The sequence below is a fragment of the Leclercia sp. LSNIH3 genome, assembly GCF_002935105.1.
GTDB classification, from domain to species: Bacteria; Pseudomonadota; Gammaproteobacteria; order Enterobacterales; family Enterobacteriaceae; genus Enterobacter; species Enterobacter adecarboxylatus.
Genome location: NZ_CP026387.1, coordinates 3,695,425 through 3,715,635 on the forward strand (window position 1 = coordinate 3,695,425; position 20,211 = coordinate 3,715,635).

Here is a 20,211-nt window from a genome sequence, read left to right on the forward strand (position 1 = left end):
ATGTGCGTAGTTTAGGCGTTGGTTCAGTTGGTTCAGTTGGTTCAGTGTTTTTATGTTGCTGTTATTTAAGGGTTCACGCTCAAAAATTGAACCAACACTGAACCAACAAATGCCCTTTTTGAACCAACACAAATCCCGGGTTTCAGAATCACAGGCAGGTAAAAGAAGATGACAGCACAAATTTCAGCATATGGTCGGCTGGTGGCTGATGTGCAGAGCCGCACGACCAGCAATGGTAACCCGATGGCATTTACCCGCATGGCGGTGACGCTGCCATGCCAGAAAGCAGAGAACGGAGAGGCTACCTTCTGGCTGGCGATCACTGCGTTTGGCAAACAGGCCGAAGCATTGGCGAAACATCAGAAGGGCGACATGGTAAGCGTGGCGGGCAATATGCAGATGAACCAGTGGGCGGGTAACGACGGTGGCACACAGACCGGGTATCAGGTTATTGCCGATAGTGTGATCAGCGCCAGAACGGCGCGCCCGGGAGGGAAGAAAGGTCAGCAGGGGCAACCAACAGACGCGCTGCGCCGCACGCAGGAGCAGAGGCCACCAGCGCAGGGGTATGAGGACTACGACCAGACCCCGCCTTATGACGATCAGGTGCCATTCTGAGGAAGCAGAACAATGAACGAAAACAAACGCCCCGTATTGCGCCTGAAACGCGCTACAACGACCGCAAGCGCAGCGACAGGCAAAGAGGCGAATACAACATCGAAAACCCCGCAGAAGCCCGCAGGCGCAGCGGGAGGCACAAAGCAGAGCAGGCACAACCGCAAAAAGCTGGAACTGCTGATCACTCACTGGCCTGCAGCTTTCAGCCTGGACGCACCGCGCCCGCTGGCGATTGGCACTGCCGAACTGATAGCAGCCGATATGTGTGCCCGGGGTATTACCGGCGCAGGAAAGATACGGGCAGCCGTTGCGATGTACACCCGGCGCGCAATCTATCTGAAAGCACTGATCGCAGGCGGAGCGCGTTATAACCTCGCTGGTGAGCCGGTCGGAGAGGTGACGCCGGAGCAGCAGCGGCTGGCTAGAGAAAATCTCTCGGCCATGAACGGCAAGATTACGGCAGGGGGTGACAATGCGCCTGACGCCTGAGCAGAAAGCGGAAATTATCAGCCTCAAACGCCGCGGCCTGGGATATGGTCGCATTGCCGGCGCGCTGGGTATAAAGACCACCACGGTACGCGCGGTGTGTAAGCGCAGCGGGCTGTTTGACGACAATCCGGCGCATGCGGCGCTATTCACCATCCCTGAGCCTAAGCACAGCACAGAACTGGCGACGGTGAAGCCGCTGCCGCCGCAGAAAGTGGTGACCGGGCATAAGCAGACCGACGCTTATCTCTGGGTGCTGGAGGTGATCCAACTGAACGAACCGGCGCACCTGGCCGCCGCCGAGGAAGCCCTGCAGAAGCTGACCATCAAACCCAAAGACGCAGAGAAGCGTTACCGCGACTGGCTGGTGCTCAACGGCACTGACCTACTCAACGTGGCGTTTGGGACAATGTTTATGGATGACCCTCAGCACTTTATCCGCCGGGCAAAGGAAGGGATCGCCAGTGCCCGCCAGGTGAGGGCGCATTACGGCAGCTATGATGCTGCGATGGAGCCGGTGGCCGCAGAGCTGCTGATTGACCAGTCGGCGCTGCTGGTGGGGGATAACTTCGGTATGACATCGAAAGAGGTAGAGTCCGGGGAGCTGTACGGGTTTCGGGGTGTGGAGGTTGATGATGCCCGCAGCGAAGCGCACAACGGATTCTGCGACGTACTGCCAGATCCGCACACCCTTTCTGACGTGGTGCGGGAGTTCGAATACTGGAACTGGCTCTATCACATGCGACATACCGCCAGTATAGAACTGGGTGACCAGTACGGCGTGGAACATCGGCAGGAAGTCTATGACCGCGAGGACTGGCTTAACGGCAAGCTTTCGATCATCCGGCCCCGCCACCAGCGCGAGGCGGTAGACGTGTTGAAATGGCTGTTACAGAGCGAGCGGCACGACGGCAGGGACGAGCTGGATGAAATCCTTCTTAACCTTGTCAGTGGGCAGGGGGCAGTTGAGTGAAGCGCTGGTTAGTGAGGAAGAGTAATGCGACACCATAAAGGCGCATTACAGAGTTTTTGGAGTCCATAAAAAAGGACTGCGAGCCAGTGATAACACCTGATAGCAGGCCACCTGAAAGGGTGGCTTTTTTACGCTCAATTCATTTCTTTTTTTGCAACATAATTAATGATCATTGCGTTTTGTGAAACTATAATAGCTGTATCGTTATACAGTGACGGAGGTCGTATGGCTGTTTCAGTTAAACCGGTCCTGCTCAGTGAAAAGCAGATGCAGGCCATCAAAAAGATTCAGGACGAGCAGCGTAAAAAGTCAGGGATTGGCGTTGCGCCTTCTCTTCACGAAATCGCGCGAGGCCTCATGGAAAAGGCGCTGGCGGGTTGCATGTAGCAACGGGCGGTAACGCATGGAACTGCAAATCATTGATGACCCACTGCGATTACAGGCCTTTCTTAACGATCCCCAGAATACAGGGAACATTGTTGAGTCAGGCGATAGCTATCAAATCAAAGCCGACGCGCTCTATCTCGGCATCTACGAAGGATTAATGCTGGTTGGCGTGCATGAGGTGCGCAATTTCTGGCACTGCATAGTGGAGGCGCACGCAATTTACGATCCCGGATTCCGTGGTGAGTATGCGCTGAAAGGTCACCGGTTATTCTGCAAATGGCTTCTCCAGAATTCCCCCTTCCTGAACAGCATCACGATGGTGCCCGACACAACGAAATACGGCCGCGCGATTATCCGCCTGCTCGGCGCGACGCGTGTAGGGCATCTGGACGATGCGTATATCTGCAATGAAAAACCAGTCGGCGTGACTCTGTACCAGCTTACGCGCCAGCAATATAAGGAATTCATCGAATGTTAATTTTCCAGATCGCAAACAAACATCTTTCCCGTGCGACATATGCCAAAGGTGGCAGTAGCGACGGCGGCGCAAAGGCTCAGGCCAAAACCCAGCAACAGGCAATTGATTTGCAGCGTGAGCAGTGGAATACGGTGATGAATAACCTCAAGCCGTATGCCGAGGTTGGCCTCCCTGCGTTACAAGGGTTGCAGGGGTTAATGACCCTCGAAGGACAGAACAAGGCTGCAAATGACTTCTTCGGCTCAGGGTTATACAAGGCTCAGGCTGATCAGGCTCGCTATCAAAATCTTAATGCGGCAGAAGCAACAGGAGGTTTGGGTTCAACGGCAACAGCGAACCAGCTAAGTGCGATCTCCCCACAGCTATTCAACAACTGGCTGGGCGGGCAAATGCAAAATTACGGAAATCTTCTCAATATCGGCATGAATGCGGCGTCAGGGCAGGCTACAGCAGGTCAGAACTTCGCAAACAATACAGGGCAGCTTTTACAGGGGCTTGGTTCCATTAATGCGGGGCAGGCTCAGCAACCATCCAGCTTTGCTCGAGGTATTGGTGGTGCGGCTACAGGGGCAATGACCGGTGCTGCGTTGGGTAGTGTTGTTCCTGTACTGGGCACAGGTGTTGGTGCCGCAATCGGCGGTGGCATTGGCTTACTTGGGGGGCTGAGTTTCTAATGGCTACATGGCAACTTGGTGGGCTTCAGAGCTTGGCCCCTCAAAATACAAATGCTCCAGGTGCGGATGTTCCTCAGCCTATGCAGTATCAGCAGCAGCCGAATTTGGGTGTGATGGCTCTGCAAGGGTTACGGGGCGTTGCTGAGATTAATCAGCAGGCGGAGGCCGCACGGCAACTTAAGGATTATCAGACGCAACTGGGGGATAAGGTATCCAAAAACGACCGCGCTGGCGTCCAGCAGTTAATGGCTCAGTACCCGCAGTTTATGGCCGACTCACAAAAACAAATGGGATTCATCGACGCTGAGCAGAACCGGCAGACCGCTGACGCCGCAATGAATCTCCGTCTTGCCTCGCAAACCGGCGATCCTCTGGTCATGCAGAAAGCCATTCAGCAGGCGAATCCAGTGTTACAGCGATTTGGCCTGCCTGCAGAAGAGGTTTATCAGTCCTGGCAGAACGACCCGCAGGGATTCAACAGAACCACCGACCTGATTCATCTTCACGCTGATCCGAATAGTTACTTTGCCGTCCAGGATAAGCAGCAGGGGCAGGGCATTGCGCAGCAGAACGCAAACACCTCAGCCTATAACGCTCAGGTTAATGCCGCGCAGGGCGACAGACGCCTCGATCTTGATGAGTTCAAGACTCAGACCGATAACCAGCTTCGCACTCGTGAAATGGCTCTGAAAGCGCGGCTTGGACGTGCTCAGAATGATATCGAGCGCGACAAGCTCAATGCTGAACTTGGCAAGGTACAGCAGGCGAAAATGGAGAAGCAGAACGACAAAATCAATACTGTCGCAGGCAATATCGACTCCCTGAACTCTGCTCTTGGGGTGGGTCATGAGCTGGCTGGCATTGTCGGGCAGCACCCTACAGCAGTAACCCGCTCGCAAAACTATAACCCGCTGACTGGTGGACTTGGTTTTCTTCCTGACATGGCAGAGGACACGCGCAGTCTGCGTGCCAAAGCTGATGAATACAACCTCAAGGTTATTCTGCCGAGCCTCAAAGGCACTTTTGGCGGTAACCCAACTGAGGGGGAGAGGGCGGCGCTTATGCAGTCTCAAAACGGCATTAAGTCAGCCACCAGCAACGACGCGTTCTTGCGTGAGTTAAACAAAGCCCAGGACGTCATTGTACGTATGCAGAAGCGCCAGATTTCCGGGCTCGGCATTCCTGTAACCAAATCACAGGATGAGGAGACAGATACCAAAATGCTGCTGCAGGATCCCTCACTGGTTAAGGATTATGTGACCGCGCATGGCTACCTGCCAGAAAGTTACTATCAGGCGAAGCTTAAGGGAGGGCAATGATGGCGCAGATGACAGAGAGACAGACAGCCTATTCCCGCCGCCTAGATGAAAAATACGGGTTTCCATCCGGCACGATGGAAACGTTAGTGGGCAATGAATCCAGTGGCAACGGTGGCGCAGAGTCACCGAAAGGTGCCAGAGGGTACGCCCAGCTGATGCCGTCGGCAATGAGTGATGCGGGTTATCGTGGGACGGACCCGCGCTCACTGCCGTTTGAAAAGCAAATGGACATAGCCGCAAACCACCTCAACAAAGGGGTGGAGCGCTTTGGTGATATCGGAATGGCTCTGGCCGGGTACAACTCCGGCAACGCGCGTGTTAATGCGGTCAGGAACGGCAAAGCTACACTGCCAGCTGAAACAGCGGATTACGTCAGTAAATTTGCAGATGCAGGGATTATCCCTGATGACAGCGAAATCCTGCAGTATGCCCAGGCTGGGCAGCGTCGCCCCCCTCAGCAGCCTGACTACGCAGATCTCGACAAGGCAATCTCACAGGTGGGTGACACTTCTGCATGGGATGCAAAACGCCAGCAGTATAAGAATCAGGAGGCAGGACAGCCAACCGCCAGCTCGTGGGAACAGAAGCGAGCCCAGTTTCTCGCCAACGAGGGAGCCGGGGAGCCGCAACAGCAGGTAGCCCAGTCGAACCTTAACCCTGAGATGGAATATCTTTCTCCTGGCCTGAAAGCAGCACCTGAGCAGGCGGCGAGAGGGATTGCGAATATCCCGTTTGACGTAATGGATGCCGGTGTTGGGGTGGTCAATGCGGCCCAGTCTGCAGGAGCATGGGCAGGTCAGCAGCTTGGCATGGGGGATGGCACGTACAACCCGCTTTCACCTGTCTCTCGCCCCGTGGATCGCCCTACAGACCCATACGCGCAGGCTGGTGAACAACTGGCTCCTTATCTCATTCCAGGGGTGGGCGCGGAAAGGACTGCCGCCGCGGCCGCTTCTATGGCTAATGCTCCGCGCGCTGAACGTGCGGCCACTCAGGTGGCTGGCATGCTGGCTGAAAACCTGCCGGGCACACTGGTGAACGCCCAAAAGAACGGGCAGATTACCCCCGAGGACTTAGCAAAAGAGACTGGTATTGGTCTGGCTGGATCGTTGGGGGCCCGTGCTTTGATAAAAGGCGGGCAGGCGGCAACTGGCGCGATGCGTGATGTAATGCGTGGGAATGCGAATCCTGCAGGCCCAACTGGTGGCGCAGTGAATGGGCTGGAAACCGCCAATGATGTGTCAAAAGCGGCGCGCTCTGCTGCCGGTCGCGAAAATATCGCCTCTCAGGCATCAAGCGTCAGTGATGATGTTGCGAGGGCTGCTGAAAGCACAGGTGTGAATGTCGATGCCCTGACGCCTGGTATGCGCTCGGGTAGTCGCGGGATAGCTCAGTCTGAGGGGATTCTTGCGTCAACGCCAGGGAACGTACAGGATGCGCACCTGGCAGCATTCAATGAAATCTCCTCAAAGTTGAATAAACAGTTGGCTGATTTCGGCGCTGAGACTGGCAGCGCATCAGAAAAAAGCGCAGCAATTAAAGATCGTATCAGTGCCAGCCTGGCCGATATGAAAAACGCCGAGAATACGGCATGGGCAGACCTGCGCAGCACGATGCCGCGCGACAGAATGAAAATGAGTAACGGGATGGCGGTCGTTCAGTCAGAAAAAGCGGCTGATGTACCACTGAGCCCGGAGATGAAGCAATTTCAGGCAGCCAACGGCCAGAGTGGGGGCATAACCTTTGACGGGATGAAAGCATGGCGCGCTAAGTTTGCTGATGCTGAACAGGCAAACATCCGTGCCGGCAAGGCCAATGCTGCCCGTCTTGCCGGGGAGATGCGCCGAGCGATCACTGATGACATGCGCATCATGGCTGAAAAAGGTAATTTCCTCCCTGAGTGGCAAAAAGCTAACGACCTCTCGAAGGGGTACATTACGGCTAAAAAAAATGCCGAGTCTGTTTTTGGCCGGGATCTAGCTTTAGATACCATGGTTAGAAAAGGCGCAGACATGCTTAAGGCATCTGCAGATAGCGGGCCTGGGGCATTTCACCGTCTTATCTCTTCATTGCCGGAAGCAGAACGCCAGCCAGCAATTGCCTCCATCCTTCAGCATGCTGCTGCTCAGGGAGAAAAGGGTGGTGCCGGTGAAGGTGCTGGCCTCCAGTATTTTGCCAAACTCATGACCCCGCAAAATGTAAAAGCCATTAGCCGCCATGCGCCGGAGCTGGGGAAAATCATGAAGGAGTTCGGTGTGCTCGCTAAAGCCGGAACCAGACCGCAACGATACGTGGAACGCACAGGCAGAACGACAGAAGCCGTCAAAAATCTCGATAACGGCCTCCCAAAAATTGTCGGTGTGATTATGAATGGCATTCAACAGTCTGGCGCTATCGCGGGTGGTTTTGGCGGCGGCGTACTGGGTTCGATTAGTGGCATGGTCGCTGGCGGCGCGCTGAGGAATACAGTAGCGAAGATTGGCGCAACGAGAAGTGGCCGGTATGCCATCGAGAAGGCAGTTCAGGAAGCCACAAAGGCAGTAAACGCGGGAGCTTCACCGGCAGCGATATCCGCAGCTGAGAAACGATTTGCAGCCAATAAGATTGCCATGAAAGCGATCCGGGATGCTGTCGGTGTTGAGGGATTCACACAGCTGACGAGGGCCGGTATTGTCGCCACGCTTAGCGGCATGAAAGATGTTGGGGAAGAAGAATAGCCAGCCTGGCGGGTTGGCTATCGGAGTCACAGGGGCCATGGAAGGCTATTTGCATTCAACAGTCATTTCTTTTCGGTTGAACCCGGATGATTTGGAAACATCATTGTATCCTGCCGGGCAAACGTTGTTTGCTTCCTCATAGCAGACCGACCAGGCGGATCCTGCTCCGCATTCAATGAGATATTGCTTCTTTCCATCGCCACGGTTGACTTGGGTTGATTGCGCACATGCCGCCAGGAGAAGGGGAAGAACCAGAGCTATCTTTTTCATTTATCCCTCAATTTAACCACGAATAAAAACTAACCATCAGCATGCAACGGTATCCATCTGCCCGCAATTAAAAACAATCACCTTGGCAGAGAATATTTAAAAATTTTGAACACGGGAGGCCTGTTCTGATTACAGCGGAGTTTCACGAGCAATACGCGCGCGTGTGAGCCAGCGAAGGTTTTTCGGTGGTCACTACGCGAAGCGGGGGAGTTTCGTGACCAGTACGCGCGAGAAGGTTTTAATTACCTCACTATGTGAGCTGGGAAGATTAATTTGGGGTCACTACGCGAGGGAGGGCGACTTTATGCAACAGTACGCGCGCGAGTACTCAGTCGAAAATTTGGCTGAGTGAAGATTAATCTTACATCACTGAGGGCACAGAATAGCGGAGAGGCCCATAGCATGGGGTTTCGCGACAAGTACGCGAAGGCTCGGGAAGATTTTTCCACCATCACTACGCGAGGATCTTTCACCAATATGGTGAAGGTTTTTTAGGGGTCATTACGCGAGGCGTGAAGGTTTTTCGGACATCACTACGCGAGCAGTATGAGAGTTTTCGGAGTCCATAAAGAAACCTTACAAAACCTAACCTTCAAAATCGGCAATTTGCAGCCAGGCTTAGTCAAACTTAGTGTTGCGAGCTGCCTGTTAGCAATTGTTAGTCGGTAGCACCTGTTATGAATTGTTATGGCTCAGAATGTCGATATCACCCCGGCACATAATCATCTAAGACAGAGCCAATGATATTTACTCCGTCCTTCGTTGGTGCGCAAAGCTGAGGTACGCAAGCAGGTACGCAGCGAAACAGCAGGTCCAGAATAAACACCTGCAGATGGGTAATGGCATGGCATCCATACGCGAGGTATCCACTCCGGAATCCACCAAAACGGCAGCATTGAGATGGATACCCGCCGTTGGTCACCGGCCCAGCGGTCAGACTAAGAGGTTGCCAAACGTGAGGTTTCCAGGCAGGTTTCCAGCGAAAGGGTGGTTACCAAAAAAGTTACCACCGGAACCGGCATGTTGAGCGGTAACTTAACGCATAGCATCTGGAGTTCACGCATAACACCTCCGGCCACTGAAGAATCACCCTGGCAGGCAATATAATGCTGATCACCATCACAGGGAGGAACCATGACACCACGCGAAATCGAGTTGCTGACCATTGCCAAACTGGAGCATGACGGCCACCAGCTCAGCCCGGCAGAACTGCGGGAATTAAAACGCCAGTTGGCAGAGGGCCCTGTAATAGCCAGGCGGTACCGTGAAATGATGACCGGCCCTGCATATCGCTGGAGCAAACCAGCGCCGCGCCGTGCGAGGTAAGCAGCACCCAACCAGCACCAGACAAGCCCTGTGCTGGTGGAACCCCCATAACTTTCACCATGAATAGCCGCCTTTTAAGCGGCGTGTTGGTTCACGACCTCTTTTTGTTGGTTCAAAAATGGGGTGTGTTGGTTCACTTTTTCAAAGTAATCCTTTTAAAAACAAGCATCTTTACAAATTGAACCAACTGAACCAACTGAACCAACGCTTTTTAAGTACACATGGAGTAAAAATGACTTATGTAAAGTGGCATCATATAGGAATATCTCCGATCGGAGTGGGAGAGGCGGCAAGTGGCAAATGAGTAGCACTGTTGTTTTGTGTGTACTCAAGAGTGTACACAAAAGATATTTGCGATTAATAAATTCTATATATATCAATAACGTTATCCGTGTATTTGCTATTCATATCAAGAAAAGCAAATAATCCTTGCTGCTCTGCTGAAAACCCGCGCCTGTCGCGGGTTTTTTTATGCCTGTCTGCAACGAATAATTATTGATGTGATGTCAATCACTATTCATGTTTATCCAACAGAAAATCCAGAAAATAAGACGATTGTCGAACTTTCATCTTTTGGTGGGGGTATAGGGGCTGGACAAAAGTTGCTTCAGGTTATCAAATGGTTAAATAACATTTCGCCGGATGTAAAAAAGCCACCCGATCGCTAACCGGGCGGCGGAGACCCGGTGTTAACAAGCACGACGACACTTCATTTCAGGAGCATTATGCAATCCTCTGTTAATAAAAACGAAAGCCGAACTTTCTTCGGCCATCCTTATCCACTCGGCGCGCTATTCTTCACGGAGATGTGGGAGCGCTTCTCGTTTTACGGTATTCGTCCGCTCCTGATCCTGTTTATGGCGGCCACCGTCTATGACGGCGGCATGGGGCTGGCCCGTGAAAATGCCTCTGCTATCGTCGGTATCTTTGCCGGAACCATGTACCTGGCCGCGCTGCCGGGCGGCTGGCTGGCGGATAACTGGCTCGGCCAGCAGAAAGCAGTCTGGTACGGCTCGATCCTGATTGCCCTCGGCCATCTGTCGATTGCGCTTTCCGCGGTGATGGGTAACAACCTGTTCTTCATCGGCCTGATGTTTATCGTCCTTGGCTCGGGTCTGTTTAAAACCTGTATCTCGGTGATGGTGGGCACGCTGTATAAAAAAGGCGATGCGCGTCGTGACGGCGGCTTCTCGCTGTTCTATATGGGCATCAACATGGGGTCGTTTATCGCGCCGCTGATCTCCGGCTGGCTGATTAAATCCCACGGCTGGCACTGGGGCTTTGGTATTGGCGGCATCGGGATGCTGGTGGCGCTGGTCATTTTCCGCCTGTTTGCCGTACCGTCGATGAAGCGCTACGACAGCGAAGTGGGGCTGGACTCCACCTGGAACAGCCCGGTAGTGAAGAAAAACGGCGTGGGCGCCTGGTTACTGGCGCTGGCGGCAGGTGTTGCGATTATCGTTACCCTGATTGCGCAGGGCGTGATTGTGATTAACCCGGTCGCGGTGGCCAGCGTGCTGGTCTACGTGATTGCCGCCTCGGTGGCGCTCTACTTCATCTGGCTGTTCATGTTTGCCGGTCTGAACCGTAAAGAGCGTGCCCGTCTGCTGGTCTGCTTTATCCTGCTGGTGTCCGCGGCCTTCTTCTGGTCTGCGTTTGAACAAAAGCCAACCTCCTTTAACCTGTTTGCAAATGACTATACCAACCGCATGATCGGTGATTTTGAAATCCCGGCAGTGTGGTTCCAGTCGATCAACGCCCTGTTCATTATCCTGCTGGCCCCGGTCTTTAGCTGGGCCTGGCCGAAGCTGGCGAGCAACAATATTCGCCCGAGCAGCATCACCAAGTTCGTGATCGGTATTTTGTGTGCGGCAGGGGGCTTTGGCCTGATGATGCTGGCGGCGCAGAACGTCCTCAATAATGGTGGGGCAGGGGTGTCACCGTTCTGGCTGGTGGGCAGTATTTTGATGCTGACCCTCGGTGAACTCTGTCTCAGCCCGATTGGCCTGGCGACCATGACGCTGTTGGCCCCGGAGAGAATGCGTGGCCAGATGATGGGCCTGTGGTTTTGCGCCAGCGCCCTCGGCAACCTGGCGGCGGGTCTGATTGGCGGTCACGTGAAGGCCGATCAGCTGGATCTGCTGCCGAATCTCTTTGCACGCTGCTCCATCGCGCTGCTGATTTGTGCTGCCGTGCTGATGGTGCTCATTGTTCCGGTGCGTCGTATGCTGGAAAATACCCAGACGAAAAATGAGTCGAAACCGGTAACCAACGCCTGATATCTGCCTTTGCTGGCCGGGGCGTGCGTTACGCTCCGGCCTTGCTAATACAGAGGTGATATATGCAGATTGGGTTTGTTGGACTCGGCGCGGTGGTTGAAACCGCCTACTTACCCGCACTACAAACCACCTTTGGTGCTTCCCTCTGCTGTCTGGGGTTTGATATCCAGCCGGCAAAGACGCTTGATGGCGTCACCCATTGTCCTTCGCTTGCCGACCTTCTTACCCGCCCCCTCGATACGCTGTTTATCACTACCGCATCGCTGCAGCATCTTGAGGTGCTTGAGCTGGCGCTGGCCTCCTCCATCCCGCGCATTGTGGTTGAAAAGCCGATTGTCGCGACGCTCACCCAAATCGCCAGGCTGAAAACGCTGCTGGCAAGGCCAGAGGCGGCCGCCCGGGTGCTGGCACTCGATCACTGGATGGCGCGCCTTAATCTGGTGCAGCTGGGGTTGGTCGGGGCGTTTTCCGATATTGTCCGCATCGAAGGTTTTTTACAGGAGCCGAGCAGGTTTAACGCGGCGGGGGAGCCTGTCGCACTCAATTTTGCCACCGGGGAACCGGATACCCGAACGCTGCGCCATCCTGACGGGGTGATCCTGGATATCGGGACGCACGTGCTGGCGATGATGCGCGAAACGGTGCGTTACCTGGGCGGCAATGGCGATATTGCTTTGCAGGTGGTAACTGCCAGAGATCGTCTGGGGCGCGATATCGCAAAAGGCGATCTGACCACGGCGGAAGGCGAGGCGCATCTTCAGGGGCAGATCGGCGGCGTGCCGGTGGATATCTGGCTGAACAAATATGCCGGACCGTCCGGTGGACAAAAAGGGCTGCGACTGCATCTGCGGGACGGACGCGTAATCAGCCACGACCGACGCGGGGCGGAGGATGTCCTTGAGCTGATCGAGGGCGATAAGGTTCAGACCTGGCGTTTTGGCGGCACGATTTATGCGCGCTGTCTGGCGGAGTATATTTTGGGGGAGCACAGCCTGTTTGCACGCGACCCGGGCGAGGTAAGCCGTACGACGCAGCGCAGGCTGGAAGAGGTAGAAATCCTGCTGACATTACAGCAACAGCTACGTGGCTCCCACTAAACGCATCGTGGTAATATCAGGGCAGAACTGAATGTCCTTTAAAGGAGTCATCATGTCGATTACCTGCCCGGATTGCCATGCGGAGATTGAACCGCAAAACGGTGTGGCGCACTGCGAGAATTGCCATAAAGATATCGTCCTGGAAGCGCGCTGCCCGGAGTGCCATCAGCCACTCCAGGTATTAAAGGCCTGCGGTGCGGTGGATTATTTCTGCCAGAACGGCCACGGTTTGATCTCGAAAAAACGCGTGGCGTTCGTCAGGGCTGACGCTTAATCGCAGACGCAGCCTTCGCCTTTTTGCCAGAGTTCGACCAGCGACTCTGGCGCTTCCTGCTCGGGAACCAGCACAATGATGTCGGTATATTGCGCCTGATTGTGCCGGGTCCAGATTATCTGGATGCGAAAATAGCGCTGGTCGCCGCCGCCGGCTGATGATCGCTGGCCGGGAGGCTCTCCCCGTGGAATAGCCTGCTCCAGTATGTTCACCACGCGCTGGCGCTGCGTGCTGCTAAGCGTCGAGAGCGCGATTCGCCGTAACCCGCTGAGATGGGGAATATAGGCCACGCCGCCTTCACGCGCCAGCTCAACCACCGCGTCATCCGTCAGTTCGGGAACCTGCATTTACAACACTCCCACCTGTTTCCAGGCTTGCTCAATGGCTGCTGCGACGTCACCACCCGATCGCTTTTCACCGTGTGCTACCGTCAGTTTCGCAAAGGCGTCAAAATCCGCATCTTGCGCCAGCTGTCGATCGCAAACCGTGTCATACCAGGCATAACCCGCTTTCTCCCAGGCATAGCCGCCAATGGCCGTCGCGGCAAGGTAAAACGCGCGATTAGGAATGCCCGAATTAAGATGCACGCCGCCGTTATCTTCACGCGTTTTGATAAAGTCTTTCATATGCCCGGGCTGCGGATCCTTGCCGAGCAGGGGATCGTCATAGGCGGTTCCTGGTTCTGACATCGATCGCAGCCCTTTGCCATTGATCGCTGCCGCCAGCAGCCCTTCACCTATCAGCCAGTCGGCCTGGTCGGCCGTTTGCTTCAGGTGATACTGTTTCACCAGCGAGCCGAAAACATCAGATAATGACTCATTCAGCGCACCCGATTGTTCAAAGTAGATAAGCCCGGCTTCGGTTTCGGTTACGCCATGGCTAAGTTCATGTGCCACAACGTCAATGGCAATCGTGAAGCGGTTAAATATCTCGCCGTCACCATCGCCAAAAACCATCTGCTGACCATTCCAGAAAGCGTTCTGATATTCCCGCCCATAATGAACGGTGCCCGTCAGTATCAGCCCTTTATTATCCAGCGAGTCGCGATGATAATTTTTCCAGAAAAAATCATGGGTGATACCTAAATAATCATAGGCTTCATCGACGGCAATATCCCCATTTGACGGCTGTCCCTCATAACGCACCTGAGCGCCCGGCAGTTCCTGGGTCTGTTTTGCATCATAAATATCACGCTCCAGCTGCCCGGTTTTATTAACGTGCGGCGCAGCGGGTTTACCTGGCATATGTGCCATCAGCGTTTGTACATGTGTTAGTGTCTGGCGGGCGCAACGCTGCTGCGGCTCAGAGCCACTTTCAATAATACGACGAAGAATATACGGCGGGATCACGCTGTGAATTCGGGTCATGCTTCTCTCCTGTTTCTGGCAATGCCGAAAAAAGAAACACGTTAATTGTAAATGATGACGCCGCAGGCGGAGAGAAGTCAGAGTATTCGTACCGGTAAAAACTGGCATAACGCCTTCTCAGCGTTTAGGTTTTTACTGCGGGCAAAGAGAGGGGCGTAATGAACAGACCGATCGCACTAGGTATAACCGGGTTCTCATTAATCGCGGTGACGTATGGCATGGCGAGATTTTCCTGGGGTCTGATGCTGCCCGATATTCGTCAGGCCATCCCTTTCTCACCCCAGATTGCCGGAGGGATTGCCGCCTGTAGCTATGCGGCCTATTGCCTGTCAGTATTCTTTGCCTCTTCACTCACCAACCGCTTTGGTCCCCGCGTACCGGCTTTGCTGGCAGCCGTCACGGCAGCGAGTGGACTGTTTATTCTGGCATTCTCGGCGCAGCCGCTCGCCCTTGCGACAGGGTTATTTATTGCCGGGCTAAGTTCGGGGCTGGCCTCACCCGCGCTTGCCGGAGCCGTAGATGACACCATTGCGCCAGATCGCCAGACCCTGGTGAACACCGTCATTAATGCCGGAACAAGCGCCGGGATCATCCTCTCGGTGCCGGTTCTGTTTTTTATGCCGGGAGGCTGGCGTGCGGCCTGTATCGTCTTTGCCCTTCTGGCACTGTTCTGCCTGCTGGCAGCGTGGCGTTATCTGCCGGGGCGGACTACGCGCAAGCGAGAACAACTGCCATCCTGGCGCGGGTTGCTTCGCAAGCCGGGCATGTACCGGCTGTTAATGATTACTTTCGTGAGCGGCGTTGCCAGCGCCGCCTGGTGGAGTTTTGGCCCGGAGTTGCTCACGAGCCATACCGGGCTTGATAGCGCCGTGACGCGGGTTCTGTGGCTGGTGAGCGGCGGGGCAGGGATCGTTGCCGTGTTTACCGGGAGTGCGGCAAAACGTATCGGGATGCGGGGCGTTTACCGGCTTTCGCAGATTTTTATGGCCGCCTCGCTGCTGGTTCTGGCGTTAAGTGAAGGGTTTGCCTGGTGGCTGGTGCCAGTGGTGGCGATGAGCGGGGCGGGATACGTTATTTTGTCCGGCGTACTGCTGGTGCAGGGCGCGACTATCGCCCATCCGTCACCGGCTGTGGGGGTCAGTATGGCTTTCCTGATGCTGGCAGCCGGACAGGTTGTCGGCGCCATGGTGTTTGGTCTGTTACTGGGAATGGCAGGCGCAGCGGTAGCGCTGGTCATTTTTTCCGGGCTGTCCTGGGCGCTGCTTGCCGTCACGCCTGACGGCAAACCCTGATCACGCTTTTTTACGCGCGCGCGTTTTCTTTACCGGCGTCACGCCTTTCACTTCGCTTTCCACCCAGCCGTCTGACAGCCGGGTAGTAAGCACATCCCCGACGTTGACCTGTTTAGCCTGCTTCAGTACGTTGCCATCGGTCGCGGTGGTCACGCTGTAGCCGCGCGCCAGCGTCGAGAGCGGGCTGACGGCTTCCAGATGGGTAACCGCATTACCAAAGCGCTCGCGGGTGCTGCTCAGCCGTGCGCGCAGGTTCTCCGCAAGACGATACTCAAGCTGCTGAATACGGGTTTGCGCCCGGTAGATGCGTGGCTGCGGGTTGTGCTGATTCAGGCGCTGAGTGGTGCGCTGCTGGCGCTGCCCCGCCCGTTTAAGCTGATTGTCCACCGCGAGGTTCATCCGCTGGCGCAGACGTTCCAGCACGGTTTGCTGACGCGCCAGACGCAGCTGGGGGTGCTGCTGTTGCAGACGATGATGAAGCTGGGTAAAACGACGGGTGCGGTTGGCAAGGAAATAGTCCATTGCCATCTCCAGGCGCTGCTGGCCGTTTTGCATCTGTCGTAGCAGCTCGAGCTGGTTACGGCTCACTACTTCTGCCGCGGCAGAGGGCGTAGGTGCGCGCAGGTCAGCGACAAAATCTGCGATGGTGACGTCGGTCTCGTGCCCGACGGCGCTGACTACCGGAATCTGGCTGGCAAAAATCGCCCGCGCCACGCGTTCGTCGTTAAAGCTCCACAGATCTTCCAGCGAGCCGCCGCCGCGCCCGACGATCAGCACATCACACTCCTGACGGGCATTGGCGAGCTGAATGGCGCGAACAATCTGCCCGGGCGCATCGTCGCCCTGCACAGCAGTCGGGTAGATAATGACCGGCAGGGAAGGGTCGCGGCGTTTCAGCACATGCAGGATATCGTGCAGCGCGGCGCCGGTTTTCGAGGTGATCACCCCCACGCAGTGGGCAGGGGAGGGAAGCGGTTTTTTATATTGCTGATCGAACAGCCCTTCCGCGGACAGCGCGGCTTTCAGCTGCTCATACTTCTGCTGCAGAAGCCCTTCACCCGCTGGCTGCATGCTCTCAACGATAATCTGATAATCACCGCGCGGCTCGTACAGGGTGATACTGGCGCGTACCAGCACCTGCTGCCCGTGCTGCGGTCGGAAGGTCACCCGGCGGTTGCTGTTGCGGAACATCGCGCAGCGCACCTGGGCGGTATTGTCCTTCAGGGTAAAGTACCAGTGACCGGATGCCGGTTGGGTGAAATTAGAGATCTCTCCGCTGATCCACACCTGGCCTATTTCCTGCTCAAGCAGCAAACGGACCGTCTGGTTAAGGCGGCTGACAGTATAAATTGAGGGGGATTGGGAGGATAACATGTGAGCGGGATCAAATTCTAAATCAGCAAGTTATTCAGTCGATAGTAACCTGATAAGAGGCAATCGCAAGCGTTTTTTATAAAAAAGTGTAGATGCAATCGGTTACGCTCTGTATAATGCCACGGCAATATTTAACCACCCAGGTCAGAGATATTGCCCATGCTACGTATCGCTAAAGAAGCACTGACGTTTGACGACGTCCTCCTCGTTCCCGCTCACTCCACCGTTCTGCCGAATACTGCCGACCTCAGCACGCAGTTGACCAAAACCATTCGCCTGAACATTCCTATGCTCTCCGCGGCAATGGACACCGTGACTGAAGCGCGCCTGGCTATCGCCCTGGCTCAGGAAGGCGGCATTGGCTTTATTCATAAAAATATGTCTATCGAGCGCCAGGCGGAAGAAGTTCGCCGCGTGAAGAAACATGAATCTGGCATCGTTACCGATCCACAGACCGTTCTGCCAACCACGACCCTGCACGAAGTGAAAGCGCTGACCGAGCGTAACGGCTTTGCAGGCTACCCGGTTGTGACCTCCGATAACGAACTGGTGGGTATCATTACTGGCCGTGACGTGCGTTTCGTCACCGACCTGAACCAGCCGGTCAGCGTCTATATGACGCCGAAAGAGCGTCTGGTCACCGTGCGTGAAGGTGAATCCCGCGACGTGGTCTTCGCCAAAATGCACGAAAAACGTGTTGAGAAAGCGCTGGTTGTGGACGACAGCTTCCACCTGCGCGGCATGATCACCGTTAAAGACTTCCAGAAAGCAGAACGTAAACCGAACGCCTGTAAAGACGAGCATGGCCGTCTGCGCGTCGGTGCTGCGGTTGGCGCAGGTGCGGGCAACGAAGAGCGTGTTGATGCGCTGGTTGCCGCAGGCGTTGACGTGCTGCTGATCGACTCCTCTCACGGCCACTCCGAAGGCGTGCTGCAACGCATTCGTGAAACCCGTGCAAAATACCCTGACCTGCAGATCATCGGCGGCAACGTGGCCACTGGCGCAGGCGCACGTGCCCTGGCTGAAGCTGGCGTCAGCGCGGTGAAAGTGGGTATCGGCCCTGGCTCCATCTGTACGACCCGTATCGTTACCGGCGTAGGCGTTCCGCAGATCACCGCAGTATCCGACGCGGTAGAAGCGCTGGAAGGCACCGGTGTTCCGGTTATCGCTGATGGCGGTATCCGTTTCTCTGGCGACATCGCTAAAGCGATCGCGGCCGGTGCGGCAGCGGTAATGGTTGGCTCCATGCTGGCCGGTACGGAAGAATCCCCGGGCGAAATCGAACTCTTCCAGGGCCGTTCTTATAAATCATACCGTGGGATGGGTTCCCTGGGCGCGATGTCCAAAGGCTCCTCTGACCGTTACTTCCAGACCGATAACGCTGCCGACAAACTGGTGCCGGAAGGTATCGAAGGTCGCGTGGCTTACAAAGGCTACCTGAAAGAGATCATTCACCAGCAGATGGGCGGCCTGCGCTCCTGTATGGGCCTGACCGGCTGTGGTACCATTGACCTGCTGCGTACCAAAGCCGAATTCGTGCGTATCAGCGGCGCGGGTATTCAGGAAAGTCACGTTCATGACGTGACCATCACCAAAGAGTCCCCGAACTACCGTATGGGCTCCTGATAAGTTTCCACGCCCGGCTATATGCCGGGCGATTTTGTTTCACTTGCCTCGGAATTAGCGTCAATGACGGAAAATATTCATAAACATCGCATTCTCATTCTGGATTTCGGTTCGCAATACACTCAGCTGGTCGCGCGTCGCGTCCGTGAGCTGGGCGTTTACTGTGAGCTGTGGGCGTGGGATGTCACGGAAGCACAGATTCGCGAATTCAATCCAAGCGGTATCATCCTCTCCGGTGGCCCGGAAAGCACCACCGAAGCCAACAGCCCGCGCGCCCCGCAGTACGTGTTTGAAGCCGGTGTGCCGGTGTTCGGCGTCTGCTACGGCATGCAGACCATGGCGATGCAGCTTGGTGGCCATGTTGAAGCATCCAACGAACGTGAGTTCGGCTACGCGCAGGTTGAAGTTCAGACCGACAGCGCGCTGATCCGCGGTATCGAAGACTCCCTGACCGCCGACGGCAAACCGCTGCTCGACGTCTGGATGAGCCACGGGGACAAAGTCACCGCTATCCCGTCCGACTTCGTGACCGTTGCCAGCACCGAGAGCTGCCCGTTTGCCATTATGGCCAACGAAGAAAAACGCTTCTACGGCGTGCAGTTCCACCCGGAAGTGACCCACACCCGTCAGGGCATGCGCATGCTGGATCGCTTTATTCGCGATATCTGCCAGTGTGAAGCGCTGTGGACGCCAGCCAAAATCATCGACGATGCGGTGGAACGTATTCGCCAGCAGGTCGGTGATGACAAAGTGATCCTTGGCCTGTCCGGCGGCGTTGACTCCTCCGTGACGGCGATGCTGCTGCACCGCGCCATTGGTAAGAATCTGACCTGCGTCTTCGTGGACAATGGTCTGCTGCGTCTGAACGAAGCCCAGCAGGTGATGGACATGTTCGGTGACCACTTCGGTCTGAACATCGTTCACGTAGAAGGCGAGAAGCGCTTCCTCGACGCGCTGGCGGGCGAGAACGATCCTGAAGCCAAACGTAAAATCATCGGCCGCGTTTTCGTGGAAGTGTTCGACGAAGAAGCGCTGAAGCTGGAAGACGTGAAGTGGCTGGCACAGGGCACCATCTACCCGGACGTGATCGAATCCGCGGCTTCTGCTACCGGTAAAGCGCACGTCATTAAATCTCACCACAACGTGGGCGGCCTGCCGAAAGAGATGAAGATGGGTCTGGTTGAACCGCTGCGTGAGCTGTTCAAAGACGAAGTGCGTAAGATCGGCCTGGAGCTGGGTCTGCCGTACGACATGCTCTACCGTCACCCGTTCCCGGGTCCAGGTCTGGGCGTGCGCGTGCTGGGCGAAGTGAAGAAAGAGTACTGCGACCTGCTGCGTCGCGCAGACGCGATCTTCATCGAAGAGCTGCACAAAGCCGACCTGTACAACAAAGTGAGCCAGGCGTTCACCGTGTTCCTGCCGGTTCGCTCTGTAGGCGTAATGGGCGATGGCCGTAAGTACGACTGGGTTGTCTCCCTGCGTGCGGTTGAGACTATCGACTTTATGACCGCTCACTGGGCGCATCTGCCGTATGACTTCTTAGGCCGCGTGTCTAACCGCATCATCAACGAAGTTAACGGTATTTCCCGCGTGGTGTATGACATCAGCGGTAAGCCACCGGCAACGATTGAGTGGGAATAACACCCGCCCAATA

At 55.5% G+C, this 20,211-nt stretch carries 20 protein-coding genes; 16 read left to right on the forward strand and 4 right to left on the reverse strand.

Translation table 11 applies throughout. From position 1 onward, the window contains the following. The first annotated feature begins 168 nt into the window (after positions 1–168). The 8 genes from C3F35_RS17965 (at position 169) to C3F35_RS17995 (ending at position 7,652) form a co-directional block, all read left to right on the forward strand. Complete coding sequence (locus C3F35_RS17965) at positions 169–618, forward strand: single-stranded DNA-binding protein (protein WP_103793059.1); 450 nt, start codon at positions 169–171, stop codon at positions 616–618. A 12-nt stretch (positions 619–630) separates the two neighbouring features. Then, a complete protein-coding gene (locus C3F35_RS17970; protein ID WP_103793058.1) occupies positions 631–1,107 on the forward strand; it encodes a ProQ/FINO family protein in 477 nt (158 codons plus the stop codon). Further along, the gene (locus tag C3F35_RS17975; RefSeq protein ID WP_103793057.1) at positions 1,091–2,077 is read left to right on the forward strand and encodes a helix-turn-helix domain-containing protein; all 987 of its coding nucleotides are present in this window, start codon (positions 1,091–1,093) and stop codon (positions 2,075–2,077) included. Before C3F35_RS17970 ends, C3F35_RS17975 begins: the two co-directional genes overlap by 17 nt. Before the next feature lie 225 nt (positions 2,078–2,302). Further along, entirely contained in the window at positions 2,303–2,464 is a 162-nt protein-coding gene (locus tag C3F35_RS26875; protein ID WP_176393127.1) for a hypothetical protein, read from the forward strand. 16 nt (positions 2,465–2,480) lie between these two features. Beyond that, a complete protein-coding gene (locus C3F35_RS17980) occupies positions 2,481–2,942 on the forward strand; it encodes a DUF2824 family protein (RefSeq protein WP_103793056.1) in 462 nt (153 codons plus the stop codon). Continuing rightward, positions 2,936–3,616: a DNA transfer protein gene (locus C3F35_RS17985; RefSeq protein ID WP_103793055.1), complete on the forward strand. Its 681-nt coding sequence runs from the start codon at positions 2,936–2,938 to the stop codon at positions 3,614–3,616. Before C3F35_RS17980 ends, C3F35_RS17985 begins: the two co-directional genes overlap by 7 nt. Next, entirely contained in the window at positions 3,616–4,935 is a 1,320-nt protein-coding gene (locus C3F35_RS17990; RefSeq protein ID WP_103793054.1) for a phage DNA ejection protein, read from the forward strand. The genes C3F35_RS17985 and C3F35_RS17990 overlap by 1 nt, the downstream gene beginning before the upstream one ends. Further along, a complete protein-coding gene (locus C3F35_RS17995; RefSeq protein WP_103793053.1) occupies positions 4,932–7,652 on the forward strand; it encodes a lytic transglycosylase domain-containing protein in 2,721 nt (906 codons plus the stop codon). The genes C3F35_RS17990 and C3F35_RS17995 overlap by 4 nt, the downstream gene beginning before the upstream one ends. Before the next feature lie 45 nt (positions 7,653–7,697). Here the strand turns inward: C3F35_RS17995 and C3F35_RS18000 are convergent, their stop codons facing one another. Next, on the reverse strand, positions 7,698–7,922 hold the full coding sequence (locus C3F35_RS18000; RefSeq protein WP_103793052.1) for a hypothetical protein: 225 nt from the start codon (positions 7,920–7,922) through the stop codon (positions 7,698–7,700). A gap of 1,134 nt (positions 7,923–9,056) precedes the next feature. Here C3F35_RS18000 and C3F35_RS18005 point away from each other — a divergent pair. The 5 genes from C3F35_RS18005 to C3F35_RS18020 all read left to right on the forward strand — a co-directional run bounded on the left by C3F35_RS18005 (position 9,057) and on the right by C3F35_RS18020 (position 12,898). Beyond that, entirely contained in the window at positions 9,057–9,248 is a 192-nt protein-coding gene (locus tag C3F35_RS18005) for a hypothetical protein (protein ID WP_103793051.1), read from the forward strand. A gap of 503 nt (positions 9,249–9,751) precedes the next feature. Continuing rightward, on the forward strand, positions 9,752–9,916 hold the full coding sequence (locus tag C3F35_RS26715; RefSeq protein ID WP_158251937.1) for a hypothetical protein: 165 nt from the start codon (positions 9,752–9,754) through the stop codon (positions 9,914–9,916). A 57-nt stretch (positions 9,917–9,973) separates the two neighbouring features. Then, positions 9,974–11,527 carry a peptide MFS transporter gene (locus C3F35_RS18010; RefSeq protein WP_077226717.1) on the forward strand — a complete coding sequence of 518 codons (1,554 nt, stop codon included), beginning with the start codon at positions 9,974–9,976 and terminating at the stop codon, positions 11,525–11,527. A gap of 62 nt (positions 11,528–11,589) precedes the next feature. After that, positions 11,590–12,624, forward strand: a complete 1,035-nt coding sequence (locus C3F35_RS18015; RefSeq protein ID WP_103793050.1) for a Gfo/Idh/MocA family oxidoreductase — start codon at positions 11,590–11,592, stop codon at positions 12,622–12,624. Positions 12,625–12,676: 52 nt separating this feature from the next. After that, on the forward strand, positions 12,677–12,898 hold the full coding sequence (locus C3F35_RS18020; RefSeq protein WP_103793049.1) for a zinc ribbon domain-containing protein: 222 nt from the start codon (positions 12,677–12,679) through the stop codon (positions 12,896–12,898). Here C3F35_RS18020 and C3F35_RS18025 read toward each other — a convergent pair. Further along, complete coding sequence (locus tag C3F35_RS18025; RefSeq protein WP_103793048.1) at positions 12,895–13,245, reverse strand: protealysin inhibitor emfourin; 351 nt, start codon at positions 13,243–13,245, stop codon at positions 12,895–12,897. The two genes, C3F35_RS18020 and C3F35_RS18025, sit on opposite strands and share 4 nt — an antisense overlap. Beyond that, positions 13,246–14,265, reverse strand: a complete 1,020-nt coding sequence (locus tag C3F35_RS18030; RefSeq protein ID WP_103793047.1) for a M4 family metallopeptidase — start codon at positions 14,263–14,265, stop codon at positions 13,246–13,248. 218 nt (positions 14,266–14,483) lie between these two features. On the opposite strand from C3F35_RS18030, the gene C3F35_RS18035 reads away from it, so the two are divergent. Continuing rightward, on the forward strand, positions 14,484–15,557 hold the full coding sequence (locus C3F35_RS18035; protein ID WP_233211665.1) for an MFS transporter: 1,074 nt from the start codon (positions 14,484–14,486) through the stop codon (positions 15,555–15,557). On the opposite strand, the gene xseA is transcribed toward C3F35_RS18035, so the two are convergent. Continuing rightward, entirely contained in the window at positions 15,558–16,931 is a 1,374-nt protein-coding gene (xseA, locus tag C3F35_RS18040) for an exodeoxyribonuclease VII large subunit (protein ID WP_103793045.1), read from the reverse strand. A 159-nt stretch (positions 16,932–17,090) separates the two neighbouring features. Here xseA and guaB point away from each other — a divergent pair, with 159 nt between their 5' ends. Together guaB and guaA are read left to right on the forward strand one after the other, a co-directional pair. Next, positions 17,091–18,557 (forward strand): IMP dehydrogenase, encoded by a 1,467-nt coding sequence (guaB, locus tag C3F35_RS18045; protein WP_032613080.1) that lies wholly within the window; start codon positions 17,091–17,093, stop codon positions 18,555–18,557. A gap of 63 nt (positions 18,558–18,620) precedes the next feature. Beyond that, entirely contained in the window at positions 18,621–20,198 is a 1,578-nt protein-coding gene (gene guaA, locus C3F35_RS18050) for a glutamine-hydrolyzing GMP synthase (protein ID WP_032613079.1), read from the forward strand. Positions 20,199–20,211 lie beyond the last annotated feature (13 nt).

Bases quoted from the DNA above. Each gene is read 5' to 3' on its own strand.
- C3F35_RS17965 (WP_103793059.1), top strand. From the start codon at position 169: ATGACAGCACAAATTTCAGCATATGGTCGGCTGGTGGCTGATGTGCAG.
- C3F35_RS17970 (WP_103793058.1), top strand. From the start codon at position 631: ATGAACGAAAACAAACGCCCCGTATTGCGCCTGAAACGCGCTACAACG.
- C3F35_RS17975 (WP_103793057.1), top strand. From the start codon at position 1,091: ATGCGCCTGACGCCTGAGCAGAAAGCGGAAATTATCAGCCTCAAACGC.
- C3F35_RS26875 (WP_176393127.1), top strand. From the start codon at position 2,303: ATGGCTGTTTCAGTTAAACCGGTCCTGCTCAGTGAAAAGCAGATGCAG.
- C3F35_RS17980 (WP_103793056.1), top strand. From the start codon at position 2,481: ATGGAACTGCAAATCATTGATGACCCACTGCGATTACAGGCCTTTCTT.
- C3F35_RS17985 (WP_103793055.1), top strand. From the start codon at position 2,936: ATGTTAATTTTCCAGATCGCAAACAAACATCTTTCCCGTGCGACATAT.
- C3F35_RS17990 (WP_103793054.1), top strand. From the start codon at position 3,616: ATGGCTACATGGCAACTTGGTGGGCTTCAGAGCTTGGCCCCTCAAAAT.
- C3F35_RS17995 (WP_103793053.1), top strand. From the start codon at position 4,932: ATGATGGCGCAGATGACAGAGAGACAGACAGCCTATTCCCGCCGCCTA.
- C3F35_RS18000 (WP_103793052.1), bottom strand. From the start codon at position 7,922: ATGAAAAAGATAGCTCTGGTTCTTCCCCTTCTCCTGGCGGCATGTGCG.
- C3F35_RS18005 (WP_103793051.1), top strand. From the start codon at position 9,057: ATGACACCACGCGAAATCGAGTTGCTGACCATTGCCAAACTGGAGCAT.
- C3F35_RS26715 (WP_158251937.1), top strand. From the start codon at position 9,752: ATGTCAATCACTATTCATGTTTATCCAACAGAAAATCCAGAAAATAAG.
- C3F35_RS18010 (WP_077226717.1), top strand. From the start codon at position 9,974: ATGCAATCCTCTGTTAATAAAAACGAAAGCCGAACTTTCTTCGGCCAT.
- C3F35_RS18015 (WP_103793050.1), top strand. From the start codon at position 11,590: ATGCAGATTGGGTTTGTTGGACTCGGCGCGGTGGTTGAAACCGCCTAC.
- C3F35_RS18020 (WP_103793049.1), top strand. From the start codon at position 12,677: ATGTCGATTACCTGCCCGGATTGCCATGCGGAGATTGAACCGCAAAAC.
- C3F35_RS18025 (WP_103793048.1), bottom strand. From the start codon at position 13,245: ATGCAGGTTCCCGAACTGACGGATGACGCGGTGGTTGAGCTGGCGCGT.
- C3F35_RS18030 (WP_103793047.1), bottom strand. From the start codon at position 14,265: ATGACCCGAATTCACAGCGTGATCCCGCCGTATATTCTTCGTCGTATT.
- C3F35_RS18035 (WP_233211665.1), top strand. From the start codon at position 14,484: ATGGCGAGATTTTCCTGGGGTCTGATGCTGCCCGATATTCGTCAGGCC.
- xseA (WP_103793045.1), bottom strand. From the start codon at position 16,931: ATGTTATCCTCCCAATCCCCCTCAATTTATACTGTCAGCCGCCTTAAC.
- guaB (WP_032613080.1), top strand. From the start codon at position 17,091: ATGCTACGTATCGCTAAAGAAGCACTGACGTTTGACGACGTCCTCCTC.
- guaA (WP_032613079.1), top strand. From the start codon at position 18,621: ATGACGGAAAATATTCATAAACATCGCATTCTCATTCTGGATTTCGGT.